This window comes from Ruegeria sp. B11 (genome assembly GCF_056539785.1).
In genome coordinates this window covers 75,027-100,828 of sequence record NZ_JBQFVO010000001.1, presented here as the reverse complement: position 1 = coordinate 100,828, position 25,802 = coordinate 75,027, and the positions used below count along the sequence as shown (strand labels likewise).

23 protein-coding genes are annotated in these 25,802 nt (G+C 58.4%); 5 read left to right on the top strand and 18 right to left on the bottom strand.

Annotation, left to right across the window (positions count from 1 at the left end; translation table 11 throughout):
• Positions 1-55: 55 nt before the first annotated feature.
• Positions 56-757, top strand: a complete 702-nt coding sequence (locus ACR0I1_RS00550) for a GntR family transcriptional regulator (RefSeq protein ID WP_170393483.1) — start codon at positions 56-58, stop codon at positions 755-757.
• Here ACR0I1_RS00550 and ACR0I1_RS00545 read toward each other — a convergent pair.
• Both ACR0I1_RS00545 and ACR0I1_RS00540 read right to left on the bottom strand, forming a co-directional pair.
• Positions 754-1,212, bottom strand: coding sequence for an Lrp/AsnC family transcriptional regulator (locus tag ACR0I1_RS00545; protein ID WP_170393485.1), 459 nt, complete (start codon positions 1,210-1,212; stop codon positions 754-756). The genes ACR0I1_RS00550 and ACR0I1_RS00545 overlap by 4 nt on opposite strands.
• Positions 1,209-1,664, bottom strand: a complete 456-nt coding sequence (locus ACR0I1_RS00540; protein WP_480704507.1) for an Lrp/AsnC family transcriptional regulator — start codon at positions 1,662-1,664, stop codon at positions 1,209-1,211. Before ACR0I1_RS00540 ends, ACR0I1_RS00545 begins: the two co-directional genes overlap by 4 nt.
• A 131-nt stretch (positions 1,665-1,795) precedes the next feature.
• Between ACR0I1_RS00540 and ilvC the strand changes: the two genes are divergently transcribed.
• Entirely contained in the window at positions 1,796-2,818 is a 1,023-nt protein-coding gene (gene ilvC, locus ACR0I1_RS00535; RefSeq protein ID WP_170393489.1) for a ketol-acid reductoisomerase, read from the top strand.
• 45 nt (positions 2,819-2,863) lie between these two features.
• Here the strand turns inward: ilvC and ACR0I1_RS00530 are convergent, their stop codons facing one another.
• Positions 2,864-3,319, bottom strand: coding sequence for an SRPBCC family protein (locus tag ACR0I1_RS00530; protein WP_480569191.1), 456 nt, complete (start codon positions 3,317-3,319; stop codon positions 2,864-2,866).
• Complete coding sequence (locus ACR0I1_RS00525) at positions 3,316-3,624, bottom strand: ArsR/SmtB family transcription factor (protein WP_480704504.1); 309 nt, start codon at positions 3,622-3,624, stop codon at positions 3,316-3,318. Before ACR0I1_RS00525 ends, ACR0I1_RS00530 begins: the two co-directional genes overlap by 4 nt.
• 78 nt (positions 3,625-3,702) lie before the next feature.
• On the opposite strand from ACR0I1_RS00525, the gene ACR0I1_RS00520 reads away from it, so the two are divergent.
• Positions 3,703-4,605 (top strand): DMT family transporter, encoded by a 903-nt coding sequence (locus ACR0I1_RS00520; RefSeq protein WP_170405007.1) that lies wholly within the window; start codon positions 3,703-3,705, stop codon positions 4,603-4,605.
• Here ACR0I1_RS00520 and glmM read toward each other — a convergent pair.
• The 9 genes from glmM to ACR0I1_RS00475 all read right to left on the bottom strand — a co-directional run bounded on the left by glmM (position 4,602) and on the right by ACR0I1_RS00475 (position 16,828).
• Complete coding sequence (gene glmM / locus ACR0I1_RS00515) at positions 4,602-5,945, bottom strand: phosphoglucosamine mutase (RefSeq protein ID WP_480704502.1); 1,344 nt, start codon at positions 5,943-5,945, stop codon at positions 4,602-4,604. The genes ACR0I1_RS00520 and glmM overlap by 4 nt on opposite strands.
• Positions 5,946-5,978: 33 nt before the next feature.
• Positions 5,979-6,977, bottom strand: coding sequence for a dihydropteroate synthase (gene folP, locus ACR0I1_RS00510; protein WP_480704500.1), 999 nt, complete (start codon positions 6,975-6,977; stop codon positions 5,979-5,981).
• On the bottom strand, positions 6,974-7,894 hold the full coding sequence (locus ACR0I1_RS00505; protein ID WP_170393501.1) for a dihydroneopterin aldolase: 921 nt from the start codon (positions 7,892-7,894) through the stop codon (positions 6,974-6,976). Before ACR0I1_RS00505 ends, folP begins: the two co-directional genes overlap by 4 nt.
• A gap of 105 nt (positions 7,895-7,999) precedes the next feature.
• Positions 8,000-9,373: a multicopper oxidase family protein gene (locus tag ACR0I1_RS00500; RefSeq protein WP_480704498.1), complete on the bottom strand. Its 1,374-nt coding sequence runs from the start codon at positions 9,371-9,373 to the stop codon at positions 8,000-8,002.
• A gap of 73 nt (positions 9,374-9,446) precedes the next feature.
• Complete coding sequence (locus ACR0I1_RS00495; protein ID WP_170393504.1) at positions 9,447-10,085, bottom strand: cell wall hydrolase; 639 nt, start codon at positions 10,083-10,085, stop codon at positions 9,447-9,449.
• 186 nt (positions 10,086-10,271) lie between these two features.
• Positions 10,272-12,833 carry a putative PEP-binding protein gene (locus ACR0I1_RS00490; RefSeq protein WP_480704496.1) on the bottom strand — a complete coding sequence of 854 codons (2,562 nt, stop codon included), beginning with the start codon at positions 12,831-12,833 and terminating at the stop codon, positions 10,272-10,274.
• Positions 12,834-12,869: 36 nt separating this feature from the next.
• Positions 12,870-15,089, bottom strand: a complete 2,220-nt coding sequence (gene glyS / locus ACR0I1_RS00485) for a glycine--tRNA ligase subunit beta (protein ID WP_480704494.1) — start codon at positions 15,087-15,089, stop codon at positions 12,870-12,872.
• 9 nt (positions 15,090-15,098) lie between these two features.
• Positions 15,099-16,307 (bottom strand): sodium/glutamate symporter, encoded by a 1,209-nt coding sequence (gltS, locus tag ACR0I1_RS00480; RefSeq protein WP_480705720.1) that lies wholly within the window; start codon positions 16,305-16,307, stop codon positions 15,099-15,101.
• A complete protein-coding gene (locus ACR0I1_RS00475; RefSeq protein WP_480704492.1) occupies positions 16,307-16,828 on the bottom strand; it encodes a DUF6446 family protein in 522 nt (173 codons plus the stop codon). Before ACR0I1_RS00475 ends, gltS begins: the two co-directional genes overlap by 1 nt.
• 78 nt (positions 16,829-16,906) lie before the next feature.
• Here ACR0I1_RS00475 and ACR0I1_RS00470 point away from each other — a divergent pair, with 78 nt between their 5' ends.
• On the top strand, positions 16,907-17,539 hold the full coding sequence (locus ACR0I1_RS00470) for a MarC family protein (protein WP_223118220.1): 633 nt from the start codon (positions 16,907-16,909) through the stop codon (positions 17,537-17,539).
• An 8-nt stretch (positions 17,540-17,547) separates the two neighbouring features.
• On the opposite strand, the gene ACR0I1_RS00465 is transcribed toward ACR0I1_RS00470, so the two are convergent.
• Positions 17,548-18,477, bottom strand: a complete 930-nt coding sequence (locus ACR0I1_RS00465) for a glycine--tRNA ligase subunit alpha (protein WP_170511026.1) — start codon at positions 18,475-18,477, stop codon at positions 17,548-17,550.
• 205 nt (positions 18,478-18,682) lie between these two features.
• Between ACR0I1_RS00465 and ACR0I1_RS00460 the strand changes: the two genes are divergently transcribed.
• Positions 18,683-20,422 (top strand): serine protease, encoded by a 1,740-nt coding sequence (locus ACR0I1_RS00460; RefSeq protein WP_480704490.1) that lies wholly within the window; start codon positions 18,683-18,685, stop codon positions 20,420-20,422.
• A 55-nt stretch (positions 20,423-20,477) separates the two neighbouring features.
• Here the strand turns inward: ACR0I1_RS00460 and ACR0I1_RS00455 are convergent, their stop codons facing one another.
• From ACR0I1_RS00455 to folE2, 4 genes are all read right to left on the bottom strand, one after another.
• Positions 20,478-22,052 carry a thiamine pyrophosphate-binding protein gene (locus ACR0I1_RS00455; protein WP_480704488.1) on the bottom strand — a complete coding sequence of 525 codons (1,575 nt, stop codon included), beginning with the start codon at positions 22,050-22,052 and terminating at the stop codon, positions 20,478-20,480.
• Positions 22,052-23,500: a TrkH family potassium uptake protein gene (locus tag ACR0I1_RS00450; RefSeq protein ID WP_170393516.1), complete on the bottom strand. Its 1,449-nt coding sequence runs from the start codon at positions 23,498-23,500 to the stop codon at positions 22,052-22,054. The genes ACR0I1_RS00455 and ACR0I1_RS00450 overlap by 1 nt, the downstream gene beginning before the upstream one ends.
• A gap of 51 nt (positions 23,501-23,551) precedes the next feature.
• Entirely contained in the window at positions 23,552-24,319 is a 768-nt protein-coding gene (locus ACR0I1_RS00445) for a hypothetical protein (protein WP_480704486.1), read from the bottom strand.
• 281 nt (positions 24,320-24,600) lie between these two features.
• Positions 24,601-25,704, bottom strand: a complete 1,104-nt coding sequence (gene folE2, locus ACR0I1_RS00440; RefSeq protein ID WP_170563343.1) for a GTP cyclohydrolase FolE2 — start codon at positions 25,702-25,704, stop codon at positions 24,601-24,603.
• Positions 25,705-25,802: the final 98 nt, after the last annotated feature.

The following is a 25,802-nucleotide window of genomic DNA, read 5'->3' as shown; positions in this document are numbered from 1 at the left end:
TAGCGTGTTTCTGAACAGATACACACACTTTGAACAAGAACGGATAATTTTACTCGTGACTGCGCAAAAGCGGATTAGTTTTCAAGTCGTTCGAGACGAGGTAAAGCGGCGGATTGAATCCCGCATATGGCCTCAGGGCTCGCTTTTACCCACCGAAACCCAATTAGCGGAAGAGTTCAATTGTGCCCGCGCCACGGTGAACCGGGCGCTGAGGGAGCTCGCCGAACAGGGCTTTGTCGAGCGCAAGCGCAAAAGCGGAACGCGGGTCAAGAAAGAACCACGCAAACAAGCCAAGCTTGAAATTTCACTTGCGAGACAAGCGGTTGAGAACCAAAACTCAGCCTATCGCTATGCTCTGGTGGAACGGAACGTGGTCTACAGCCCCGGCTGGTTGACCTCGCAACTGAATGTCGAACCGGACGCGCGCGTTCTGCACGTGATCTGCATGCACTATGCAGACAACCGCCCCTTCCAGCTTGAAGAACGCTGGATCAATATCGAAGCCGTACCCGAGGTCGAGCAAGCCGACCTCAACAAAAGTGGCCCACACGAATGGTTGTTGAATGCTGCCCCGTTCACCGAAGCTGAAATCGCCTTTTGCGCGATCTCGGCGGACAATCGTCTAGCTGATTTCATGGGCACAACCACTGGCACTTCGATGATTCAGCTGGAACGGACCACGTGGAAGGACGGGCAACCGATGACTTTCGCCCGCATGACCCATCATCCGGGGTTCCGCATCCGCACTAAATACTAACCGATCGGCCCGGGCAGGCGTTCCTCGCTCAGCAGTACATTGGCTTCGACCTCTCCGGCCCCTGGTAAGGTCATCACCCTCCGGCGCAGAACCCGTTCGAAGTCTGCCAGATCCCGCGCCACGACGCGCAAGCGATAATCATAAAGACCCAGCACATGCTCAACCGTCTGCACCTCGGGAATGGCGCTGACGGCACGTTCAAAATCTTCAAGGCTGACCTGCCCTTTTCGCGCAAGTTTCACGCCGAGAAAGACGGTCACTCCAAAACCCAGGGCCTCGGCATTCAGACGCAGCCGCCGCCCCTTGATCACGCCTGCTTCTTCCAGTCGACGAATACGCCGCCAGGTCGCAGGCTGCGATAAGCCAAAGCGGCGCCCCAGAGCCCCCGCGCTTTGGGTCGCGTCCTGCACCAGCGCGCGCAGAATTCTGCGGTCGATCTCATCCAGTTCGATCATACCGGCAACACCTCATCCCGTTTGACTCGGGCGATATGCATAAGGGCTTCGATATCGGCGATATGCGGTAGGGTCAGAATGCGATCGCGATAGACCTGTTGATAATGCGCCATATCTCGCGCCAACACCGATAGGCGCACATCCACCCGACCAAGGAAGGTCTGGATCTCGATCACCTCGGCCACGTTCCGCGCCGCCGCCGTGAATTCGTCGAACGCCCGTGCCTGCGTCTTGTCCAGCGTCATTCGCAAAGAGACCTCGACCGCATAGCCCAAGGCGGCCCAGTCGATAACGGCTTCCTGCCCCTCGATCACTCCTGCCGCCTGCATTTTTTCGATCCGGCGCCAGCAGACGCCCGAATTGATGCGGCATCGCTCAGCCAATTCTGCCGTTGTCAGGCTTGGCTCGGCCTGGAAGTGGCGCAGTATACGTCGATCAACATCATCAAGCATGATTTTTTCACATTTCCTTCAATAGAAGAATTATTCTTCATCTATTTGTCAAATACTCAATCCAAACCCTATCGCCAATAGCAATCACGCAAGATAGAAGCACATCAATCGAAACTGAAAGGACCGGCGAAATGCGCGTCTATTACGATCGCGATTGCGACATCAACCTGATCAAAGACAAAAAAGTGGCGATTCTGGGCTACGGCTCGCAAGGCCACGCCCACGCGCTGAACCTGCGCGACTCGGGCGCCAAGAACCTGGTCATCGCCCTGCGCGAAGGCTCCCCCTCGGCCAAGAAAGCCGAAGCGGAAGGCCTGCAGGTGATGGGCATCGCCGAAGCCGCAGCCTGGTGCGACGTTATTATGTTCACCATGCCTGACGAACTGCAGGCTGAGACGTACAAGAAATACGTCCACGACAACATCAAGCCGGGCGCTGCCATCGCGTTCGCCCACGGCCTGAATGTCCATTTTGGCCTGATCGAGCCGAAAGAAGGCGTGGACGTTATCATGATGGCCCCCAAAGGCCCCGGCCACACCGTGCGCGGCGAATACACCAAAGGCGGCGGCGTTCCTTGCCTCGTCGCGGTCGACAACGACGCGACCGGCAAAGCGCTGGAAATCGGCCTGTCATACTGCTCGGCCATCGGTGGCGGCCGTTCGGGCATCATCGAAACCAACTTCCGCGAGGAATGCGAAACCGACCTGTTCGGTGAGCAGGCTGTTCTGTGCGGCGGTCTGGTTGAACTGATCCGCTGCGGCTTTGAAACGCTGGTTGAGGCCGGCTACGCGCCCGAGATGGCATATTTCGAGTGTCTGCACGAAGTGAAGCTGATCGTTGACCTGATCTATGAAGGCGGCATCGCCAACATGGATTATTCGATCTCGAACACGGCTGAATATGGCCAGTACGTCACCGGCCCGCGTATTTTGAAATACGACGAGACCAAAGCGCGTATGAAAGAGGTTCTGAACGACATCCAGCAGGGTAAATTCGTCCGTGACTTCATGCTGGAGAACGCTGTAGGCCAACCGACCATCAAAGCGTCGCGCCGTGCGAACGATGAGCACATGATCGAGGAAACCGGTGCAAAACTGCGCGCCATGATGCCCTGGATCTCGGCTGGTAAAATGGTCGACAAAGAAAAGAACTAAGTCTGACAAATGTCAGCGAAAGGGCGGCCCCGGTGGCCGCCCTTTTCATTTGGTGACAGCATTTGCGTAGCATTCGCCCAGAACATAATCCCAGCCACTGTCGTAACCGGTGCGTTTGTCCGACGCCTCAGATGCCCAGACTTCCCAGCCCGAATGGGTCAGAGTGACCGTGGTATGCCCGGCTCCGTGGGCTGCGAACCGGACCTCAACCCGCGTGGGGCGGTCAGTGTTGGTGCCGGGGTGCCAGCTGAAGGCCAGGCGAGCCCCCTGTTCGAAGATCAACACCTTGCCCCAATCAGCGCGGGTGCCATCGAACATGGTTTCATAAACCGCACCGCCGACATGAGGTTCGATCACAACTGCCAGCGCAGGCTTGCCTTGCGCCGCTGAGACAGCGTGCCCATCCAATGGCCACCATTTGGCAATGCGATTTACAAAAACATCAAAGGCGTGCTCGGGCGCTGCGTTTACAACGATGGTCTTGATGATTGGTTCGATCATGCATCTCGTCCTTCGTTTACCTCGGCGGCGAAACTCTCCAACACGTCCGACCAGTATTGCTCGAGCCAGGCGCGCAGGTCGGCCAGCCCCTCGGGTCGGGCGGCATAGATGCGGCGCGTTCCCTCAGCCCTGCAAACGACAAGTCCGGCATCGGACAAGACCTTTAAATGTTGCGAGACCGCCGGGCGGCTTACGGGCAAATCCGCAGCCAGATCACCAACCGCCCTGGGGCGCTTGGCCACCGCCTCAAAAACCTGACGACGGGTCGAATCCCCTAAAGCCGAAAGCACTTCTTTGTAAGTCATAACTTACGGTAAGTTGAAACTTACCTAATGTCAATATCAGCGCGTGACACCGTCAGATTCGCGGGATAAGTGGATGGAATGGTTCAACAACCGACAAAACAGGATTGGAGCGGTGTTTTCACGCTGGGCCTCATCTGGGGCGGGACGTTCATGGTGGTTGCCATGGCGCTGGAAGGCTATGGACCGGTCACCGTGGCGACGTCGCGCACCACATTGGGTGCCGTTATGCTGCTGGTGCTGATGCGCCTCACCGGACGGCGTATTCCGAGTTTGACACCCGCCCTGCTGAGTTCGATTTTCTTCATCGGCATTCTGTCGACGGCGGTTCCTTTCATGCTGTTAAGCTGGGGGCAACAATTTGTCCCTTCGGCCTTTGCAGGTCTGTCGATGGCGGCGATTCCGCTGATGGTTCTGCCGCTGGCACATTTCTTTTCGGATGAGCCTATGAACCTACGGCGTCTGGTCGGCGTTTGCCTTGGCTTCTCTGGCGCGCTTGTGTTGATCGGGCCCGGTCTGGCGCAATTGGGTCAGGGTACGCAGCCACTGGCGCAAATGGCCTGCGTCACGGCAGCCTTGTGCTACGCCAGTTCGTCGATCCTGACCCGCCGCTGCCCTCCGATTGAACCGATGGCTCTGGCAGCCCTGACGCTGCTGGTTGGCGCAGTACTATTGATACCTATCATGCTGCTAACCGAGGGGCTTCCCTCGTGGCAGGGAACGCGCCCCAGTCTGGCCCTGATCGTTCTGGGCCTTGTCCCCACGGCCTTCGCCACCCTGCTGCGAGTATCCATCACCCGCAGCGCCGGGTCCGTCTTTCTGACGCTGGTGAACTATCAGGTGCCCGTTTGGTCGATGGTGTTCGGGGCCTGGATTCTATCCGAAGCCCTGCCGCTACGGTTCTATATCGCGCTTGCCATGATCCTAACCGGGCTGGCAATCAGCCAGTGGTTCACTCTGCAGAAAATGCTACTGGGGCGTTAACCCGTCGCCGCCTCAACCTCGGATACGATCCCATCGACCACTTGGGTCAGCAGTGTGGCATCCTCGCATTCCGCCATCACCCGGATCAGAGGTTCCGTGCCCGATTTGCGGATCAGCAAACGCCCCTGCCCGTTCAGACGCGCCTCAGCCTCGGAAATCGCGCTTTTGACGCTGGCCGCTTCCAGCGGGGCCTGCCCCGCGCTAAAGCGCACATTCTTCAGCAATTGCGGCACCGTCTCAAACTGGCGCGATAGGTCCGAGGCTTTCTTGCCGGATTGCACCATCTCTGCCAGAAAATGCAGCCCCGCCATCAGACCGTCGCCGGTTGTGGCATAATCGCTCATCACGATGTGACCTGACTGTTCGCCACCAAGATTGAAACCACCCTCGCGCATCCGTTCAACCACATAGCGGTCGCCAACGGCAGTCCGCTCCAGACGCAGCCCCTGCCCGGCCAGGTGCCGCTCCAACCCGAGGTTCGACATCACAGTGGCCACCAAGGCGCCGCCTTTCAACTGATCCGCGCGGGACCACGCGGTCGCCAACAGAGCCATCAACTGATCCCCATCGGCGACAGCGCCAGTTTCGTCGATCACAACGACGCGGTCGGCATCCCCATCCAGACAGATACCTACATCGGCGCCGTGTGAAACCACGGTTTCGGCCGCAACACGAGGCTGGGTTGAGCCACATCCGAGGTTGATGTTCTTGCCGTTCGGCGCGATGCCGACCGGGATCACATCTGCTCCCAACTCCCAAAGAACTTCCGGCGCAGTACGGTGCGCGGCACCGTTGGCGCAGTCGATCACAACCTTCAGCCCATCCAAGCGCAGATTGCGCGGCAGCGATGATTTCACACGCTCGCCATAACGGAACCGCGCATCGTCGACCCGACGCGCACGACCAATATTCTGCGCCTGTGCGGGGCTTACGCCTTCTTCGATCAGCCGCTCGATCTCAATCTCGGCCTGATCGGACAGCTTGAACCCGTCCGGCCCAAAGAATTTAATTCCATTGTCGATCGCCGGATTGTGGCTAGCCGAGATCATCACGCCCAGATCCGCGCGCATCGAGCGCGTCATCAACCCTACCGCAGGAGTCGGCACCGGCCCCAGCAGAAGCACGTTCATACCGGTCGAGGTCAAACCTGCCGTCAGCGCATTTTCCAGCATATAGCCCGACAGCCGCGTATCCTTGCCAATGACAACGCGATGTACGCCTGAGGCATCGCGGCGGAAATAACGCCCCACAGCCGCGCCAATCCGCAAAGCCATTTCCGCCGTCATAGGGTGCGTGTTGGCGGTGCCCCGCACCCCGTCGGTTCCAAACAGCTTGCGCATAAGTCGGTCTCCTGAAAATTCCTTTTGCCCGGATTACCGGACGGCGGCCCATAGACGCAAGGCCTGAGCCGTCTCGGCCACGTCATGTACCCGTACAATCTGCACGCCCTGTGATATTCCCGCCAGAGCTACCGCGATTGACCCCGGCGCGCGGGCATCCTTGCGCGGCTCTTTGCCGATCTGACCAATAAATCCCTTGCGCGAAACGCCCAAAAGGATTGGACAGCCCAGCCCGTGAAACAGGCTGAGATTGCGCAGAAGGGTCAGGTTGTGGTCCAGATTCTTGCCAAACCCGATGCCCGGATCGATGACAATCAAATCGCGGCTGAGCCCCAGTCCTTCAAGATGGGCGATTTGCCCCTCAAGGAAATCGTAAACATCCAGCAGAACATTGTCATAGTGCGGGTCATCCTGCATCGTGGTCGGATCACCCTGCATATGCATCACACAAACCGGAGCCTCAATCTGCGCGCAAAATGGTGCAAGTTTAGGATCGAAGGTAAATCCTGACACATCGTTGATCAGTCCCGCACCCGCCTGATGCGCTGCCTTGGCAACACCGGCCTTGCGAGTATCGATCGAGATCAACACATCCGTCTCGCCCCGAATTGCCTCAATCAAAGGGTGTGTGCGGGCAATCTCTTCGTCTTCAGGCACAAAATCAGCGCCCGGGCGCGTGGATTCGCCGCCAATGTCCAGAATACTTGCACCATGCGCTACCATGTCGGCGGCAGCGGTCCGAGCGGCCTCGACCGAGTTATGCAGCCCCCCATCCGAGAAGCTATCCGGCGTGGCATTCAGAATGCCCATGATCTGCGTTCGTGCCATATCAAGTCCGGCAATCGCTGGACGCGCGCAGGTCAGACGATCCAGCTGTTCCTTTGGGATTTCAACGGCATCGACGATCTGGGTGCTTTGCCCGCGCTCAATCCGCTCGGCCTGTGAGAACCACAGCACCTGCCCTGCCAGTGGCACCGCCCCGTCGACGCGCGTGCTCCCATGCTGGACCAATGGGCGGTAATAGACGGTCACAGTTGCGCCTGCTCCACCGGAACTGCGCGCAATGGCGTTTTGGGGGCTTCGGGCAGGTCTCCGCCAATAACCAGCATCTCGCTGGCTTCAAAGGTTGCAGCGAACCAAGCAGCCAGCGCCACCGCGTCAGACGGCGCGGCTGAGGGGCCATCGACCGCATCCAGAACAATTTTGGAGGGTGCCCAAACACAAATCTGGCCGTTTTTCATCGCCCAATCCAACTCGGTCCGCGTTGAAACGACCACGCAACGGTGATCGCGCGCAGCCAGAACCCAGGCGTTCTGTTCAATTGCCAACAAATCTATCCGGCGTTGGGTCATTGCGTGACCCGTCTGCGGCACATCCAGATCAGACGCCCCAACACACAGGATCAGCGGGCGCTGGCGATTCTCAAGTTGGTCGATCCAGCCGGTGAGATTACCTGATGAAATCGCTGCATTCGACAGAAAGACCAACCGTGGATGTGGCCGCTCTTCTTCGGTCACATCATGATGTACCGCATCCTTGCCGCGCACGATCTCGACGCCAAGCGCGCCGGGCCCACGATCCAGTTTTTCAATGCGAACAAAGGCTCTTACAGCCTGAGGTTCAAGCAGAATGCGCTCCGCCACGCGATCTGCCAGTGTCTCGAGCAAATTTAGTCGCTCAGCAGCCAGCTCGAACGCAATCGCTTCGGTTACACGGTCGTAAGACAGAATACGATCCACGTCATCATCGATGGGGTCTGTCAGCGGACGCACCTCGACCACGATGTTAAAGCAGATCCGTTGCGTGGTACCGCGTTCGGCCTGAAACGCACCGATCTCGACCTCAACGATGTGATCGCGCAGCGAAATGCGGTCCAGCGCACCGCGCGCGGCGGTAGCCTCGGACCGTTCGGACGGGTGCGCAAAGGCAAGACGGATTTCAGAGCTCATGCGGCGGACCTTTTCGGGCTCGGTGGACTGATGATCAGCCCACTTTAGGCGTTTCGCGGGCGTATAGCATCGCAGCAAACGCCTTTCCAGCTACGGAATGCGGCGTTACGTGACCCGGAACCAGCTCATCATACCCGATGCCGCATGGCCTAGCATGTGACAATGCAACAGCCAGTTGCCCGGATTGTCAGCTACCAACGCTACCTGCCGCACCTGCCCTCGCTCGACTAGAACAGTGTCGCGCCACGGCCCTAGTGTACCTTCCTGCAGGATAATGCGAAAATGGTGTCCATGCAGATGCATCGCATGTGGAAACGCCGTGTCATTTGCGAATTCAATCCGATGAACTGATCCCAATCGCGCATCCAGAAACGGATCATCTGGCCGCTCTGCATATCCGTTCAAAGCCCAGAATCGTCCAAGCTGAGCCAACTCGCGCCCCGACAGCTCGGAATCGCCCAATTTGGCGCTCTCCAGCCAGCGCATTGCACCCCCCTGCATCGTCATACGATGCAGAGGTGTATTCTGCAGTTCAATTTCGGGCATTCGGTTTGCTGGCAACGGTCTAACTTTTGCATCAGCAATACGCGATGCTACTCCGAACACATCAAATTTGACGAGTCCGTAAGCGCCATCCCGTTCTACACTCACAATACTTGCCGTCTGGCCGGATTCCGCTGAGACATCAACGATCAAGTCAACCCGCTGCGCAGGCGCCAAAGGAAAACTGCTCTCAACTCGCAATGGAACCTCAAGCGGCATACCGTCAAGCGCAACAATCCAGCCAGCAAGCCCGTCGAGCGCTACGTCGAATACCCGGGCATTCGCGGCATTGATCACCCGCAATCGCAATCGTTCAGACGCCTGCACCGGATAAGAAGGGTCAAACTCTCCGTTCACCGTTACAATGTTGCCCAGCCGACCCGCATGGCTCAAATCATGAGCATTGTCGAAATCGCTGGATATCTTTGCGCTCTCGGTGTCAAGGCGCCAATCGTCCAGCATTAAGGTCAGGTCCTGATCAACATCGGGTCCGCTGGCTTCTTCGACGATCAAAGGGCCATAAAGCCCACGCGCGACCTGCTCCATCGATTGGTTGTGCGCATGATACCAATAGGTTCCCGCATCCGGCACCACGAAATCATATTCAAAGTTGGAATCTGGCTGCACAACTTCCTGCGTCAGGCCGGGCACTCCATCCATCGCATTGTCGATCCGGATGCCATGCCAGTGAACGGTCGTTGGTTGCGGCAGCATGTTTACAAGCTTGCGGCGTACCCGAGCCCCCTGCGGAACACGGATTTCCGCGCCCGGAACACCGCCGCCATAACTCCAGACCGGAGTTTCCGGGTATCCCTGGGGCGCGATCTGCTGGAGGGAAGTCTGTGCCACCAGTTCGGTGGCAGATGCCATCGCCACGCGTGGTATCATCGACAAGGCCAGGGTCGATTGCAGAAACTGTCGGCGTGATATGGTCATTGCGAGCCTCCTGGCTCGCAACATAGTTGGTAAAACGCCTGTTGCCAGCACCCTTCCAGCGCTGGTGCGTCAATCAGTTGCTGGCCGTGCGATAATTGTGCTTGTAGAAGATATGCACGCCAATACGCGCCGTTTCTTTATAGACGCGGGACCAGGACGGGCGCACTGCCTTGGTGTGGTAGTGCGTGGCACCTGCGGTCATCTCTTCAGCTACACCATCGATTGCGGCACGGGCGACTTTCGAAACGCGATCATAAGCGCGTTTTTCGTTGATAATCTCTTTCTGCCCGTCACAGGTGTAGGTGAACTGGCACTGATATTTCTTGCCCGTTCCTTGCTTTATCACACCGCACAGTGAATCCGGAAAGCGACCGCTTTCAACACGGTTCAGGATAACTTCGGCCACAGCAAATTGGCCACGCACGCTTTCACCGCGGGCCTCGAAATACAGCGCTTCGGCAAGACAACGGAAATTTTCATCTCCGGTCGCCTTTGGCTGCTGGTCCAGCCAGGCTTTGGTGTAGGAGATTTCGACTTTTTCCGGCGCCTTACGCGGCTTAAACAGTTTCAGGTAATCGCGGAAGCTTTGTGCTGGCAACTCGTTACGTGTGACCAACTCAACAGATTTTGTATCGCCTTGCCTATCGGCAAAGGACAAACTCGGTAGCAAGGCTGCGGCCCCCACGGCAACAGCCACTATGTAGCGTCTCATCAGATAACCTCGCACAGGCACAAACGCGCCATACCCTCCCCCGGCGGGCGCGACGAGGCTAATACCCCAGACGAAGCGAGACGTCCAGTTCTGAAAAAAATGCAAGAGAAAAACCGCTCACGCCGCCAATTATTATCGACAGCGGAACGTTTCTTACGCCACTATTTCTAGGTAGGAGACAGTTAGTCAACCCCCAAGTTTGGACGAAATCGCCAGTTGAGCGGCAGACAGCCGAGCGACAGGAACCCGGAAAGGGGAACAGGACACATAGTCGAATCCAAGTGACCGGCAGATAGCGATTGATTCGGGGTTACCACCATGTTCGCCACAGACAGAAAGCGTAACGTCTGGTTGGGCTTGGCGCCCGCGCTCGGCCCCCAGCTTCAGCAATTCACCTACCCCATCTGCATCCAGAACGTGAAATGGATCTTCGCCAAACACGCCTTGGCGGACATATGCCGACATGAACCGCCCCGCGTCATCGCGCGACAATCCGTAGGTCATCTGGGTCAGGTCGTTTGTTCCAAAGCTTAGGAAAGCGGAATGCGGCGCAATCTCATTCGCGCGCAGACAGGCCCGAGGCGTTTCCACCATCACTCCCAATCGATAGTCGAACTCCTGCCCCTGCTCCGAGGCAACCTCTGCCGCTACAGTATCGATGCGTGTTTTGACCAGTTCAACCTCGCGCTTGGCCGAGACCAGCGGGATCATGACCTCGGGCACGACAGGGGCACCTTCTTTGCTGGCCTCAACCGTCGCCTCGAAGATCGCGCGCGCCTGCATGTCGTAGATTTCCGGAACGGTGACACCCAGACGAACCCCGCGCAATCCCAGCATCGGATTGTACTCGCTCATCGCCTCGACCCGACGTTCGACATCAGAGATCGGCAAATCCAGCGCCTCAGCCAGCTCGCGCTGACCAGTGCGCGTAGTGGGCAGAAACTCGTGCAAGGGCGGATCGAACAGGCGGATGCAGACCGGCTGCCCCTCCATAATCCGGAACAACTGCACAAAATCCTGCCGTTGCATCGGCAGCAACCGTTCCAGCACAGCGGCACGTCCAGACGGGGTCTGCGCAAAGATCATTTCGCGCATAACGGTCAGGCGGCCAGGATCGAAGAACATGTGTTCCGTTCGGCACAACCCGATCCCTTCTGCTTTGAAGTTTCGCGCAGTTTGCGCGTCAGCGGGTGTATCGGCGTTGGCGCGGATAGCGATGTCCCTCTCGGCATCGGCCCAGCTCATCAGGGTCTGAAAGCAATCATCCAGCGCCGCTTCAAGCATCTCGGGTTGTCCGGCCAGAACCTGACCCGAAGTCCCATCGATGGTCAGAATATCGCCTGTCTTGAACACACGCCCATCTGGTGCGCTTAGCAGCTTTTTCTTGGTCTGGAATCGCATCTCGGACGCGCCGACGATACACGGCAAACCCAGACCACGGCCAATCACCGCCGCATGGCTGGTGATCCCGCCCTTTTCGGTCAAAACAGCTACTGCGGCATGCATTCCGCGCACATCTTCGGGCGAGGTTTCACGGCGCACAAGAATACAGGGCTCCCCCCGCGCGGCGCTGGCCTGCGCTTCGGCAGCCGTAAAGACAATTCGACCGGTCGCTGCACCGGGGCTGGCCGCGATGGCTGTGGTCAGCACATCACGCTCGGCCTCAGGATGGACCTGCCGGTGCAGAAGTTCGTTCAGCGAATGCGGGTCGATCCGCATCACAGCCTCTTGCGGCGGAATGATCCCGTCTTCGGCCAAGCGCACCGCGATCCGCATCCCGGCCCGTGAACCACGCGGAACCCGCACGCCGTCCAGAATATGCACCTTGCCGTTCTGCACCACGAACTCAACCTGCATCTCTTCGCGCAGCTTTTCGCGCATTAACGCTGCGTGGGCCTTGAGATCGGCAAAAGCCTCGGGCGCCACATCTTCCAGCGATTGACCGCGTTCATCCTTTTCCAGATACAGCGCGGCGACACCTTCTCCCAGCGCATCGCGCCCCTGGCTCTGGCTCAGATAGCGACCCGTGATCTGGGGCATACCCGTCGCTGGATCGATCAGTTGCAATACGCCCGAACCACATTCGCCCTGCCCGACGCCCGGGATCATCTCTTGAATCACCAGACCCAAACCGGCATCCGCAGGTGCACCCTTGGCCTGCCTCAGCAGGCGAGCCGAGGTGCCGTCCCAGGCACGTGCCATCGAGCGCAAAACACCGATCAGCTGCTCTCCACGATCCTGCGGGAAGGCCTCGTCCGTCTCGTCTTCGTACGCCCGCAGGGACAAGCTCAGCCCTTCGCGCCCATCCGCATCGATGGTATCGAATACATCTGGGTCCAGACGCGCAATATGGAGCGCATAGCTCTGCACAAACCGCAGATAAAGCGCCGCCGCTGCATCTGCCCCCATTTCCGCAGACCGATCCAGATAGCGGGCATCATTCATGCCGATATTCAGTACCGCCCCCGGTCCGCCCCAGTCAGGGTCTTCCGAACTGGGCCGCACACATAGCAATGACTCGGCGTCGAACTGTTCCAGAATGGCCGCGATGTCCGGAATGTCACCCTTGGCAATTCGCTGCACCGCGTCAAAAGAAAGGGCCACGGTCCGCGGCACCGGCATGTCCAGCCGGACCAGTCGTTGCAGGCATTTCGCCCGGCCACCATGGGTATTGGCGGCAACGGGCGCTTTTGAAGTGATAAGCGTGGTATGCGGATTATTCTGCACTGCGGCACCTTTTGGTTTCACCGCAGCATAAGCCCCTGCGCCCTTGGCGCAAGGGCGTTATCCCTCGATACGCGTCAGATCAGCAACGCTAGAGCAGACCTTACGGATCTGGCTCAGCAGGTTCAGACGGTTGCGGCGCAGAATGTCATTATCGGTATTGACCTGCACGTCCTCAAAGAACGCATCCACCGGCCCGCGCAGTTCGGCCATTGCCGCCATCGCTGTCGGGAAATCCTCGGCCTTCAGCGCGGGATCGATCTTGGCCTCTGCCGCGTCAAGCGCTGCAAACAGTGCCTTTTCGCTGTCAGTTTCAGCAAACTTCACATCCGCGCCGTAAGAGTATTCGACTCCATCCTTCTCTTCCGCCTGAGACAGGATGTTGTTCGCACGCTTGAACCCCTGCACGAGGTTCTCTCCATCCTCGGTCGCAATCACCGCATTCAGAGCGCGGGCGCGTTTGACCAGCAGGTTGAGGTCGTCATTCCCCTCCATCGCGATACAAGCGTCGATGACATCATGGCGGATGCCTTCGTCTCGGAGGAAGACTTTGAGGCGGTCGTGGAAGAAAGAAAGAAGATCGTCAGACGCGTCAGGAACCTTTTTCTCAAGCTCAAGAAATGCTGCTGCGGGCGATCCTTCAAGCTTTTCTTTGACAGTCTGGAATGAAGCACCAAAGACACCATGTTTTGCGATTTCTTCCAGGAGATCGCGGATATTCGCTTCGGGCAAAGCCTCATTGATAGCGCGTTCTGATCGAACCAGTTGACTATCGAAAAAACGGTCCAACCGAAGACGCAGATCATTATTCACGATTAGTCGAATTACCCCTAACGCCGCACGACGCAAAGCAAACGGATCTTTCGAACCCGTGGGTTTCTCATCGATCGCCCAGAACCCGGTCAGCGTGTCCAGCTTGTCGGCTAGCGCCACTGTCACTGACAACGGTGCGGTCGGAACATCATCCGACGGCCCCAACGGCGAGTAATGTTCCTGCGCAACGGCGGCCACTGCGGCATCCTCGCCTGCCGCTTCGATGTAATACCGCCCCATAAGCCCTTGAAGTTCAGGGAATTCATAGACCATTTCGGAGTTCAGATCAGCCTTGGCCAAACGCGCGGCTTTCTCGGCCTGATCCGCATCCGCCCCGACCACAGGGGCCAGTTCTCGGGCCAGCGCGGCAATGCGGTCGATGCGTTCCGCCTGAGTGCCCAGCTTGTTGTGGAAAGTCACATTCTCCAACGCACGGGTCCATTGGGCGATGTCCGACTTGGCAACGCGCAGGTCGTTCTCCCAGAAGAATTTCGCATCGGCCAGACGGGCAGACAAAACCTTCTGGTTCCCCGCCAAAATGGTCGCGCCGTTATCGGCGGTCTCGCGATTGGCGACGGTAATGAAGCGCTCGATCCGCCCCGTCTTGGGGTTCTTCACAGAAAAGAACTTCTGATGCTCTTTCATCGAGGTCTGCAGTACCTCGGGCGGCAGCTCAAGAAACTCCTCGTCGATCTGCCCCATCAGCACAACGGGCCATTCAACCAGACCGGCAACCTCGGCCAGCAGCCCCTTGTCGTCGACGACTTCCAGACCTGCGGCGAAGGCCATGTTCTGGGCATCGTTCCAGATATGTTCGGCACGTTCTTCGGGCGACAGCACCACGAAGGCGCGTTTCAGCTTGGCGGCATAATCCTCGAACGAGGTCACCGTAAACCGGTTCGGGGCCATAAAACGATGGCCCTCAGTCGTATCACCGGACGTGATCCCTTCGATCGCAAGCGGCACGACCTGCGCACCTGCTTCATCGGTCAGGATGCACAGGATCGAGTGCAAGGGCCGTACCCACCGCATCGATCCAGCCCCCCAGCGCATGGATTTGGGCCAGGGGAAGTTTCGAATGGTAGCTTCTAAGACCTCGGCGATGATTTCAGCTGCTGGACGACCCGCCTTTTCAATGGTGGCGAAATACACTGCGCCTTTGGGCGTGTCGCGCTCTTCCAAATGGTCTCGGGTCAGTCCCGCGCCGCGTAGAAAGCCATCGATGGCTTTGTCAGGCGCGCCGACCTTTGGGCCTTTGCGTTCTTCGCGGATTGTCGGGCTTTCCGCCAGCAGGCCTTCAACCGCCAGCGTCAGGCGACGCGGCGTCGTCAGTGCAGCGGCAGAGGCATAGGTCAGACCGCCTTCGACCAGACCATCGGTGATCCGCTTTTTCAGGTCTTCACCGGCGCGGGTCTGCATGCGCGCGGGGATTTCCTCGGAAAACAGTTCGATCAGCAGGTCGGGCATTTTCGGTCCTTAGAAATTGACAATCGTCTGAATGACGATGGCATTGGCGATGTCCACAAAGAATGCGGATACAAGGGGCAGTACGATAAAGGCAATAGGCGACGGGCCATATCGCTTGGTTACAGCGGTCATATTTGCGATAGCTGTGGGGGTAGCACCCAGAGCGAACCCCCCGAACCCGGCGGCCAGAACGGCGGCGCGGTAATTCGATCCCATCAACGGAAACAGAACCCAGATCACGAACACCACGGCAAAGAGGGTCTGGGCGGTCATGATTACTGCTATCGCAAGGCCCAGTTCGGCAATGGTCCACAGTTGCAGGCTCATCAGCGACATCGCCAGAAATGCACCAAGCGCGAATTCCGAGATCAGCGCCAGCGAGGGCGTGCGTGAGACCGGCTTGGCATTCGGCGCGAACATGGCGCGGAGATTGGCAATCACGATCCCCATGATAAGGCAGGGCACAAACAACGGCAGTTTCAGCCCTGCGGCGCTGATTGCTTCGCTCAGGATCGCGCCTGAAATGATCGCGAGGTTGAGGTACAGCAGCACCCGCATGATTGTCAGATGATCAATCTCGGATTTCTGGTCGACCTCATTGGGCAAACCCACCGTATGCTCTTCCCCGGGTCGTTCGGGGCTGAGCTTGCGTCCTTCGATCAGCAGCCGCGCAATCGGCCCCCCGACCAAAGCGGCCAGCACGAGACCCAATGTGGCCACGGCCACCCCCAACTCGGTTGCGCCACTCAAACCGGTGGCGCCCGCAACTTCGGGGGCCCAGGCGATCGCAGTTCCGTGCCCCCCGATCAGCGCAGCAGACCCGAACAGCACCCCGGCTTGCGCCGGATAACCGAACATCGCGGCCCCCACTGCGCCGATCACGTTTTGCGCAACGATGGTCAGAAGCGTCAAAATCAGAAGCAAAAGCAAAGGCTTGCCGCCCGCGATCAAATCGGACAGACGGGCATTTAGACCAATCCCGGCAAAGAACAGAACCAATAGAAAGTCTCGTGCGGTCAAGCCAAAGGATAGCTCAATGCCGAAACCAAGATACAGCGCCAATACCACGAGCGAGGCCAGAAGGCCCCCGGTTACCGGCTCGGGGATGTTGAAGCTGCGCAATTGTGCGACACGGGCGTTGATCTCTGCCCCCAGCAGATAGACCGCAAAGCCCAGCGTTGCTGTCAGGAACTCCGGTATCTCAACGACCATCTGCATCAGCCCTCGGGCCTGGGTGGGCACTCCTCGCCCACAACCGTGCCGTCATAGGCTTTTTCACCGCAATTGTTCAGCGCATGCCAGACGTAGCCTTTGCCATCCTGTGTAATGGTAACGATCCGGTCGACACCATAATGGATGTTCTTGGTGCCCAAGAAAGCCTGTGCTTGACCCGATTTCAATACGTCGGCCAGCGCAACTGCGTCGTAGCAATCAAACCACCCTGGCGCGGTCAATGGCTCGGGGTTCTCGACAGGGATAAAATCCACCATTTGATCCGGCCTCAACTCGGTTTCGAAACAGGCCCGATACCGGATCGGAGAGCTGTTGGCGTCAATGGCCTTAAACCCAGTATAGGCGATGGCTTCGGGCGCTTCCGCCCCTTGCGCCAGCAGGACCACATCCTGGCCCGGGCGCGGTTCTACCTCATAATAGAACCCATAAACCTGCAGGTAATACATGCCAGCACCGGCCAGAACGCCAGAAATCAGAAGGATTAGCGCAACCAATTTTCCAGTCATCGTTTACGCCACCTCTTTCAAGTTCATAGAAAATAAGACAGGTTCCCAAGCAGTACGGTCAGAAACGAGGCTACTCGCATGGAAACCACTCTTGCCGTCGGATTCTTTGGCGCGCTTTTTGCAATCATGAATCCGATTACCAACTTGCCTGTGTTCCTGAGTGTTACGCAAGACCTGCCCGTTTCGGATCAACGCAAAGTGGCTGTGAAGACTGCGCTTTATTGCACGATCCTCGGTGGCGCCTTCGCTGCGATCGGCAGTCAAGCGCTTGGGCTCTTTGGCATCAGCGTCGATGACCTGCGCGTCGCCGGTGGCCTTGTTGTACTGATGATCGGCCTGAACATGCTGAACGGGAACGAGAGCAGCTCGCATCACGGAACCGACGGAGAAAAGAAATCCTATCCCGCGCCCGAGACCGTTGCGTTCTATCCCTTGGCTTTTCCCATTCTGGTCGGCCCCGGAACAATCACAACACTGATCCTTTATGCGCACCACATCAAAACCCCGGTCGAAACCGTTGTCTATGCAGGTGTATTTCTGTTCGTGGTGGCCTTGCTTTTGATCACGTTCTGGAACGCATCGGCGTTGGCTAAGCGGCTGTCGGACAATGCCCGAGTGATAATGAGCCGCTTCATGGGCATGATCCTTGCGGCTATCGCAATCAGCATGATCGCAGACGGCCTGAAGGCGTTGTTGCCCGGACTGGCCTAGGCGCTGCATCAAGCTTCGAACCCGGCAGCCTCGGTCTGCACGAACGCATCTGCGCATTGCTTGGCCAATGCGCGAACGCGGCCGATATAGGCCTGTCTTTCGGTAACCGAAATCACCCCGCGGGCGTCCAGCAAGTTGAAGATGTGGCTGGCCTTGATGCACTGATCATATGCGGGATGCGCCATGATGATGCGCTTGCCCGTCTTCGGGTCGTCATGTTCCTGCGCCAGAATGGTCGCGCATTCGGTTTCAGCCTCTTCGAAATGGCGCAGCAGGACCTCGGTATTAGCAATATCGAAGTTCCAGCGGGCGTATTCCTCTTCGGTCTGCTTGAAGATGTCGCCATAGGTCAGCGGGCTGGGCGACTGAGGATCGTTGAAGGGCATGTCCATCACATGGTCGATGCCCAGCACATACATGGCCAGACGTTCCAGACCATAGGTCAGCTCACCGGAAACCGGCGCACAGTCATGGCCGCCGACCTGCTGGAAATAGGTGAACTGGCTGACTTCCATGCCGTCACACCAGACCTCCCATCCCAGACCCCACGCACCCAGAGTGGGGCTTTCCCAGTCATCCTCGACAAAGCGGATGTCGTGCAGATCCATGTCGATGCCGATGGCCTCAAGGCTGCCCAGATACAGCTCTTGCAGATCCGGCGGGCTGGGTTTGATCAGCACCTGGTATTGATAGTAATGCTGCAACCGGTTCGGGTTTTCGCCATAACGTCCGTCTGTCGGGCGACGCGAGGGCTGAACGTAGGCCGCTGACCAAGCCTTGGACCCCAAAGCGCGCAACGTGGTTGCCGGATGGAACGTACCTGCGCCGACCTCCATGTCATAGGGCTGTAGGATCGCACAACCTTTCGACGCCCAATAGGACTGAAGCCTTAGGATAATCTCTTGAAATGAACGTGGTGCGCTATTGGGTTCGGTCATGACTATTCCCTTGGACGCCCAAGCGCCCGGTTCCGGTGGGTTCGGCCCTTCCTATGCAAGGCATCCAAGGGCGTCAACGGGCCAATCGGCCACTCTGTCGCTGAGCGGCCACACACAGAATTCCCCGTATTCCGGGCATGGCAATCGGACCGCGATTCCGCGTAATCTGCGCCAAAGTGAAAACACTGCAGAACACGGGCAGACAATGACACGCGTATTTACGGTTATTACATTCTTTATCCTCTTCGGCCTGCGCGCCGCTTTTGCCCAGCAAGATGCGGGCGTCTTTGTTCAGATCGAGGCGCAGCCGTCGCTGCGCGAGGCGCAGGAACGGGCGCAGGTCTATGCGAACGCGCTGCCCGATGTGAACGGGTTTCGGCTGAATTCTGGCTGGTATGCCATTGTTATCGGGCCCTATTTACGCGACGACGCCGAACAGGTGCTGCGCGTTTACAGGGCCGAGCGTCAGATCCCATCGGACAGTTTCATCGCCTTCTCCAGCGCGCTGGGGCAACAGTTCTGGCCCATCGGTGCCAACATCCTGAACCGCGGCGTCGTCACCGCCCCGATCCAGCCCGAGCCGCAGCCAGAGCAGCCCTTGGCCGGTCTTACCCTGCAGGACGCAGATGAAACCCGTTCGCAGGCTCTGCAAGGCGAACGCCTTTTGACCGCGCAAGAGCGCAGAGACCTGCAAACCGCGTTGCAGGCAGCCGGGTTCTACAATTCAACAATTGACGGAGCCTTTGGTCAGGGCACCCGCCGCTCGATGGGCGATTGGCAACGTTCCAACGGGTTCGACGCGACTGGCGTTCTGACCACGCTGCAGCGCAAAACCCTGATGGATGACTACAACGCTCCACTGATCAGCGTCGGGATGGTACGCTATTCCGACCCGCAAGCCGGGATCGAACTGGACATGCCAATAGGCGTCTTGGGCTTTGACCGTTACGAGGCACCCTTTGCCCATTTCAACCCCACTTCTGATCTGGACGCCAAGGCGCTGCTGATCTCGCAGGAAGGCTCTGCCGCAACCCTGCGGGCGCTCTATCAAGTGATGCAGTCGCTTGAAATCGTTCCTCTGGACGGTGAGCGCAGCCTGCGCGGCAACAGCTTCACGATTGAAGGGCGCGGAAATGGCATGACCTCGTTCACGCAAGCAGCTCTGAAAGACGGCAAGATCAAAGGTTTCACGCTGGTCTGGCCTGCCGGGGATGAGGCTCGCCGCGCCCGAGTTCTGGCCGCGATGCGCGCAAGCTTTGCCACGACCGATGCCGTACTGGATGCCGGTGCTGGAGCGGATGCTGACCAGCGCATCGATTTGATGTCAGGACTGCAAATCCGCAAACCGCGGCTATCGCGATCGGGCTTCTTCGCCGACGCTGATGGTACGGTTCTGACGGTCACCGAGGCCGCTGAAAGCTGCACCCGCATCACGCTGGACGGTGACCAAGAGGTTCAGCTGGCTTGGCAGGATGCCGACCTTGGTGTCGCTGTGCTGCGTCCTAGCAAGACCCTAGCCCCGATCAGTGTTGCCGAGTTCCGCGCGGGCGTTCCGCGTATTCAGTCTCAGGTCGCTGTTTCGGGCTTTTCTTACGAAGGCGCATTGGGTGCCCCTACTCTGACCTTTGGCGAAATCGCTGATATCCGCGGCCTGAATGGAGAAGATGGCGTCAAACGCCTTGCACTGTCCGCCCAGCCCGGCGACGCGGGAGGACCTGTTTTTGACGATAGCGGCAGCGTTGTTGGCATGTTGCTACCTGCCCCTTCCGATGGGCGTACCCTGCCCGACTCGGTCAGCCTTGCGGCGAATGTGGCACGTCTGACCGAAGTTCTGACCAAGGCGGGCATCTCAGGTCAGCCCGCGCAAGGCTCAGCCCAGATTTCACCCAACGAACTGAGCCGCAGAGCCAACGGAATGACCGTTCTGGTGCACTGCTGGGACTGAACAATCAGGTTCAGGGAAAGGCGCTGCACGAAGGTGCACGCCTTTTTTCATAGGTTTACAGGATATCCGGTGTGACCCGTATCAATGTGGGAACCTCGGCCTGAAAGGCGGCGCGCACTGCGTCCTGCATCTCATCCAGCGTCTTCGGTGCAGCTGACAGCGCCCCGAACGCCTCGGCCAGTTTGCAGAAATCCGGGTTTCGCGCGATCACCGCATTGGGCGCGATCTGTCCGCACACCATGCTCTCTTCAATCTCTTTGAGTTTACCATTGTCCCACAGAATGATGGGTAGCGGAAGGCCGAGTTCGACAGCCACCCCAAGTTCTTGCATTGTGTAGTGAAAACCATAGTCACCCGCGATGACCGCTGTGGGTTTGCCCCGCCGTGCTACTGCACCACCGATCCCGGCTGGCAGGGCGTAACCCAGCGTGCCAAATCCAGTCGGGTGGTGCCAATGATAAGGAAAGCCCATGTCCCAGACTTCTTTCGCGACATACGCGAATTGGGTCATGTCCGAATAAATCATCGTATCCAAGGGCATGGCCGCCCTGAGTGCATCGACCACGGGGACAATGCCCGGGCGCTCGGCATCTACCTCGGCCCGCCAGCGCGCGCGCGCCTCGCGCACCTCGTCCGCAGACCAACCAGCGGATGGTTTTACCTGATCGGACACTGCCCACAGCGCATGCGCAAAACTCTCACCATCTGCCTGCAGTTTGACAGCCGCACGATGGTGGTCTGACAGCACTTGCGGGTCCAGATCAACACGCACCATAGTTGCGTTGTGGCCCAGATCATGGCGCCACAGATCAACCTCGCCCAGTTCAGCACCGACAACAACGACAAGATCAGCCGAGGCAATTACTTTGGCGCTGCCCGGTCGTGGCAGCATCGATCCGAAATCCAGCGGATAATCGGACCCGGCCAGCCCGCGACCGGCATACGTCGTGAAGCACGCCGCCCCCAATTGGGTCAGGATCTGTCGCCAAAGGTTAGACCGGCACCCGCCGCCTAATATGAACAAAGGCCGCTGCGCGATATTCAGCAGCGACAGAACCGGTGCCACATCCGGTGGAACAGTCTGGTTGCGCAAGGCAGGCTGGTTTGGAAAAGGCGCAGGCGCTGCCTCGGCCTCCAATTGCGCGATGGGTACCTGAATGTGTTTCGGTCGCGGGCGCGACAGCTCAAACTCTTCGAAGGCGCGCTCGATCAGACCATAGGCAGCCTGGGCATTGTTCGCCTGACAGGACCAGTCTGTAACTGTCTCGGCCGCAGCGCGCTGATCCTTCATCTGATGCAATTGGCCACGCAGTGCTTGTGTCTCTTCGAGGCAAGAAGACAACACCAGCATCGGCACCGAATCCGAATAAGCCTGCCCCATCGGCGTCATGATGTTGCACAGGCCCGGTCCGGTGATCACATAGGCCACCCCCGGCTTGCCAGACGCGCGGGCATATCCATCGGCCATGAAACCGGCCCCCTGCTCGTGCCGGGCCAGAACATGCGTGATCCCGGCCTCTTCGATACCGCGATACATCTCCTGATTATGCACGCCCGGTATGCCAAAGATCACGTCAACGCCACGATCCTTAAGCATGTGCGAGATCTGCGCCCCAAGGGGTCGTTTCATTAGCCTCTCCAGAATTGAACGGTAAAGATTGCGTAGACAGCCAGCAGTTCAAGGCGTCCGACCAGCATCCCGATCGTCAGCAGCCACTTGGCACCGTCATTCAGCCCCGCAAAGTTGCCTGCTGGCCCGATCTGTTCCCCCAGTCCCGGCCCCACATTAGCCAGTGCCGTCGCGGCCCCCGATACCGAGGTGATAAAGTCCAACCCAGTCAGGGCCAGCGCCCACGACAGAACCCCCATCGATAGTGCAAAGAACATGAAGAAACTCATGACCGAGGTCAGCACGTCGCGACTGATCGGTCGTCCATCATAGCGCGGCACGAACACACCATGCGGCGAACGAATTCGGCTGAGCTGGGTTTTAATCGACGCAAACAGCAATTGATAGCGGAACACCTTGATCGAACACGCGGTGGACCCCGCGCAACCGCCAATCAATCCGATCAGGAAGAACAACATGACCGGAAAACTGCCCCAGCCCATATAGTCGACACTCGCGTACCCTGTGCCCGAAATGATCGATGTGATGTTGAACAGCGACTCGCGGAACGCCTGCTCCCAATGGTGCGGAAAGACCGAAGTCAGGAAGATCGACATAATCACAACCAGAACCACGATGGTTGCCAGAAACGCCCGAATCTGGCTGTCTTTCCACAACGAGCTTGTGTGACCATTGGCCAATTGCACATACCGCACAAATGGCAGCGCCGCGAGGATCATGAAGATGGCAGCGGCATATTCCAGAGGTCCCGAAAACCGGGCGAAAGAGCTGTCATAGTTTGAAAACCCGCCCGTCGCGATTGTGGTCATGGCATGTACGACGGCGTCAAAAAAGCTCATGCCGAAACCGGCATAGACCAATGCGCAGACCACCGTCAGAAATACGTAGATCAAGGAAATCTGCCCGGCGATCTCTTGCGCGCGGGGCAGAATTTTCCCCATGGTTTCAAACCCTTCCGAGCGGAAGATCTGCATCCCACCAACGCGCAGCTCGGGTAGGAACACCATCGCCACGACGATGATTCCGATGCCCCCCAACCATTGCAAAACGCCCCGCCAGAGCAACAAGCCCTGTGGCAATTCGTCGAGCCCCGAGATCACGGTTGAACCTGTGGTGGTCAGCCCCGACATCGCCTCGAAATAGGCATCGACGAAACGCAGTTCAGTTTCGCCGAACAGAAACGGAATTGCGCCAAAAACCGGCAACGCCACCCAGACACCCGAGGTCAGCAAAAAGGTCTGACGGATGGTCAGACCTTCGCCCACTCCGTTGGAACAACTCATCGCAAGAACACTGCCGGTCAGCAGTGTTATGACCGCGCTTTCAAAGAAAACATGCCACTCGCCCCGCCCCTCGATCATGTCGACAAGCATGGGCAGCAGCATGGTCGCCCCTAGAATGGCGACCAGCAGGCCAATCACATATCCGACCGGGCGAAGATCCATCATGACGGGCAGCGTTGGCGCGCCAGCCCGACGGTGTCAAGCAGATGATCCGTGTTAACTGTCGGATTTTATCTCAACGCCCGGCATCGCGGGTGGCTTCGACGGGGCGCGTGCACGACGCGGTGCCGGTTTGGCCTGCTCAGCCGACGCAGCTGCGGGTTTCTTCGTCGCAGGTTTTGCAGCGGCAGGTTTCGGAGCCGCTTTGGCCTGAGGCGCAGCTTTTGCCGGGGCGGGCTTGGCCGGGGCGGGCTTAGCTACCGCAGGTGCCTTGGGCGCCGCTTTTGCCGTGTTTGCTGATGCTTTCGGCGCTGCGGCTGCCGGTTGCGCCTTGGCTTGTGCTGAAGATTTGAACTCCGCAACCGGCTTGGCCGCCGTTGATACTGGCTTGGCCGCTTTCGAGGTGGGTTTCGCAGATACGTTGGCCTTCGCCGGTGCTGCTTTCACAGCCGTTTTGGCGGCCGGGGCCGCCTTGGGTGCAGCGGCCGCAACCTTAGGAGCCGCCGTTTTCGGCGCTGGTGCCGCCACAGGCTTAGCCGCCGCCTTCGGCTTTGGTGCTGCTTTGGGTTTCGGCGCCTCTTTAGGCTTTACTGCAACCTTGGCTTTTGCAGCCGGTCTGGCTGGCTTTCGCGTTGCTGGTGTCGCCACTTCGCGGGCAACCGGTGCGGGTGCCTCGGCTGTCTTCAGTCCGTGCAGAGGTGTCGTCGGCAGATCAAACGCCGCGCGGGTCATGATCTGCATGATCTCAATCTGACTGGCCATTGCGTAACCGGCCATCCGGATAGCTGCTGCCTGAAACTCAAGCGGTTGAGTAATCGGATTCATTGCATTTCTCTCCTGATAAAACCAAGGCAGCGGGAAATTGAGTAAAGGACCCCACCCGCCCCAATCGTCCGGGCGGATTTGCAGGTTGGCGGTCCAAGGCGTTGCACGTCCCGGCTTCCTTTCGGGCCGCGCCAACCGGTTTTTGCGGAGGCGCAGCAGCTGCACTCGGGGACAATGTAGCGCAATTCAGGGTGCAGATGCAGCAATTCCTGCTGCATTGCGGCAAAAAAGCGCCCATGCAGGATTTTTGACTGTTTTTCCAGCAGCTTCCGCAGGGTCAATCAGCCCACATGAAACAGCGTCGTGAACAAACGCGGGTCCAGGCTCGCGGATTCGAAGGTTGGACCTTCGGTCAGAATCGAGACCGCATCATGGCTGTGCAGGCTTTCCTGATGGCTGGCGATCACACGGAAATCGCCGACATGATGATCGGCCTGCAGCTCGGCGCAGAACAGACGCGCGGCATCTTCCACGAATATGGGATTGGCCGCGTTCAGTTCGGCAAAGGCCTGTTCATCTTCGCGCTTGACCATCACCTGAGTTTCGGTCGGCACAGCGCGGCGGCACAGCGCGATCAGATCTTCGAACCACAGACAATCGGCGTTGCAATCGATAACCACCGAAATCCGCGCCACCGAGCGCTGGGAATGCGGCGTCGCCAGCTGCCCGCGGGTTGCGCGCGCGTGTTCGCTCAGTTCCAATGAACAGGGGCATGTGGACGAATAGACATAGTCCAGATGCATAATCTTCAGACGTTCTCCGCCTTGATCGACCAGTTCCAGCGCGATGTCGTAATATTGGTATCCGGACAAGCCCGAACGCAGGCTCTCAATCCGATCGGGATAGGAAAACCGCATCTGTATGCGCGCATCCAAACTATCCAGATCAGTCAGATAGTCGTTCAGCGCTGCCTCCATCACCTCAAAACTAAAGGTGCGCTCGGCGTGCTTGTAGAAGGACCGCATGATCCGAGACATGTTGATGCCCTTCTTCTCGGCCTCAAGGCTGACAGACCCGGTGACCGAGGTCTCAAGTGTCAGCTCGGCACCGCTTTTGCGATGGAACCGGATCGGCAGGCGGAAATTCGAGATGCCGACATGCTGGATTTGCTGCTTCGAACCCCGGATCAGGCTGGATGGACCGTTTTGCAGATCCGGCAATGTGGCCTTGTAGGCTGCATCCGCCTCAAACTCGTGGGGATATTCGCGCGACAGGGCTGGATAGTTTGACGGCAACAGCCCCGGGACAAGCTGCGCAATGGCCGGGTCCAGTTGACTGATCTCGGCCGCCGAGGCTGATTTCGCCCATTCGCGCAGCACCTTGAGCGCCGCTGCGGCCTGATCGTGATCGGGTGTCTCGTTGATGTCGCGCGGATGAATGTTCATTGGCACGGATCCCTTGCTAGGCCGACGGTTATATACCACCGAGGTTTAATTACCAGTCCTGAACGATACGCGCGGAATAGCAGTCCGGATCGAAATTC

What these genes read in the sequence shown, in the direction of transcription:
- glmM (WP_480704502.1), bottom strand. Translation starts at nt 5,945, where the DNA reads ATGCGCAAGCTGTTTGGAACCGACGGGGTGCGGGGCACCGCCAACACG.
- ACR0I1_RS00545 (WP_170393485.1), bottom strand. Translation starts at nt 1,212, where the DNA reads ATGATCGAACTGGATGAGATCGACCGCAGAATTCTGCGCGCGCTGGTG.
- ACR0I1_RS00500 (WP_480704498.1), bottom strand. Translation starts at nt 9,373, where the DNA reads ATGACCATATCACGCCGACAGTTTCTGCAATCGACCCTGGCCTTGTCG.
- ACR0I1_RS00470 (WP_223118220.1), top strand. Translation starts at nt 16,907, where the DNA reads ATGGAAACCACTCTTGCCGTCGGATTCTTTGGCGCGCTTTTTGCAATC.
- gltS (WP_480705720.1), bottom strand. Translation starts at nt 16,307, where the DNA reads ATGCAGATGGTCGTTGAGATACCGGAGTTCCTGACAGCAACGCTGGGC.
- ACR0I1_RS00530 (WP_480569191.1), bottom strand. Translation starts at nt 3,319, where the DNA reads ATGATCGAACCAATCATCAAGACCATCGTTGTAAACGCAGCGCCCGAG.
- ACR0I1_RS00475 (WP_480704492.1), bottom strand. Translation starts at nt 16,828, where the DNA reads ATGACTGGAAAATTGGTTGCGCTAATCCTTCTGATTTCTGGCGTTCTG.
- ACR0I1_RS00540 (WP_480704507.1), bottom strand. Translation starts at nt 1,664, where the DNA reads ATGCTTGATGATGTTGATCGACGTATACTGCGCCACTTCCAGGCCGAG.
- ilvC (WP_170393489.1), top strand. Translation starts at nt 1,796, where the DNA reads ATGCGCGTCTATTACGATCGCGATTGCGACATCAACCTGATCAAAGAC.
- glyS (WP_480704494.1), bottom strand. Translation starts at nt 15,089, where the DNA reads ATGCCCGACCTGCTGATCGAACTGTTTTCCGAGGAAATCCCCGCGCGC.
- ACR0I1_RS00505 (WP_170393501.1), bottom strand. Translation starts at nt 7,894, where the DNA reads ATGAGCTCTGAAATCCGTCTTGCCTTTGCGCACCCGTCCGAACGGTCC.
- ACR0I1_RS00495 (WP_170393504.1), bottom strand. Translation starts at nt 10,085, where the DNA reads ATGAGACGCTACATAGTGGCTGTTGCCGTGGGGGCCGCAGCCTTGCTA.
- ACR0I1_RS00455 (WP_480704488.1), bottom strand. Translation starts at nt 22,052, where the DNA reads ATGAAACGACCCCTTGGGGCGCAGATCTCGCACATGCTTAAGGATCGT.
- ACR0I1_RS00445 (WP_480704486.1), bottom strand. Translation starts at nt 24,319, where the DNA reads ATGAATCCGATTACTCAACCGCTTGAGTTTCAGGCAGCAGCTATCCGG.
- ACR0I1_RS00460 (WP_480704490.1), top strand. Translation starts at nt 18,683, where the DNA reads ATGACACGCGTATTTACGGTTATTACATTCTTTATCCTCTTCGGCCTG.
- ACR0I1_RS00525 (WP_480704504.1), bottom strand. Translation starts at nt 3,624, where the DNA reads ATGACTTACAAAGAAGTGCTTTCGGCTTTAGGGGATTCGACCCGTCGT.
- ACR0I1_RS00465 (WP_170511026.1), bottom strand. Translation starts at nt 18,477, where the DNA reads ATGACCGAACCCAATAGCGCACCACGTTCATTTCAAGAGATTATCCTA.
- ACR0I1_RS00450 (WP_170393516.1), bottom strand. Translation starts at nt 23,500, where the DNA reads ATGATGGATCTTCGCCCGGTCGGATATGTGATTGGCCTGCTGGTCGCC.
- ACR0I1_RS00520 (WP_170405007.1), top strand. Translation starts at nt 3,703, where the DNA reads ATGGTTCAACAACCGACAAAACAGGATTGGAGCGGTGTTTTCACGCTG.
- folE2 (WP_170563343.1), bottom strand. Translation starts at nt 25,704, where the DNA reads ATGAACATTCATCCGCGCGACATCAACGAGACACCCGATCACGATCAG.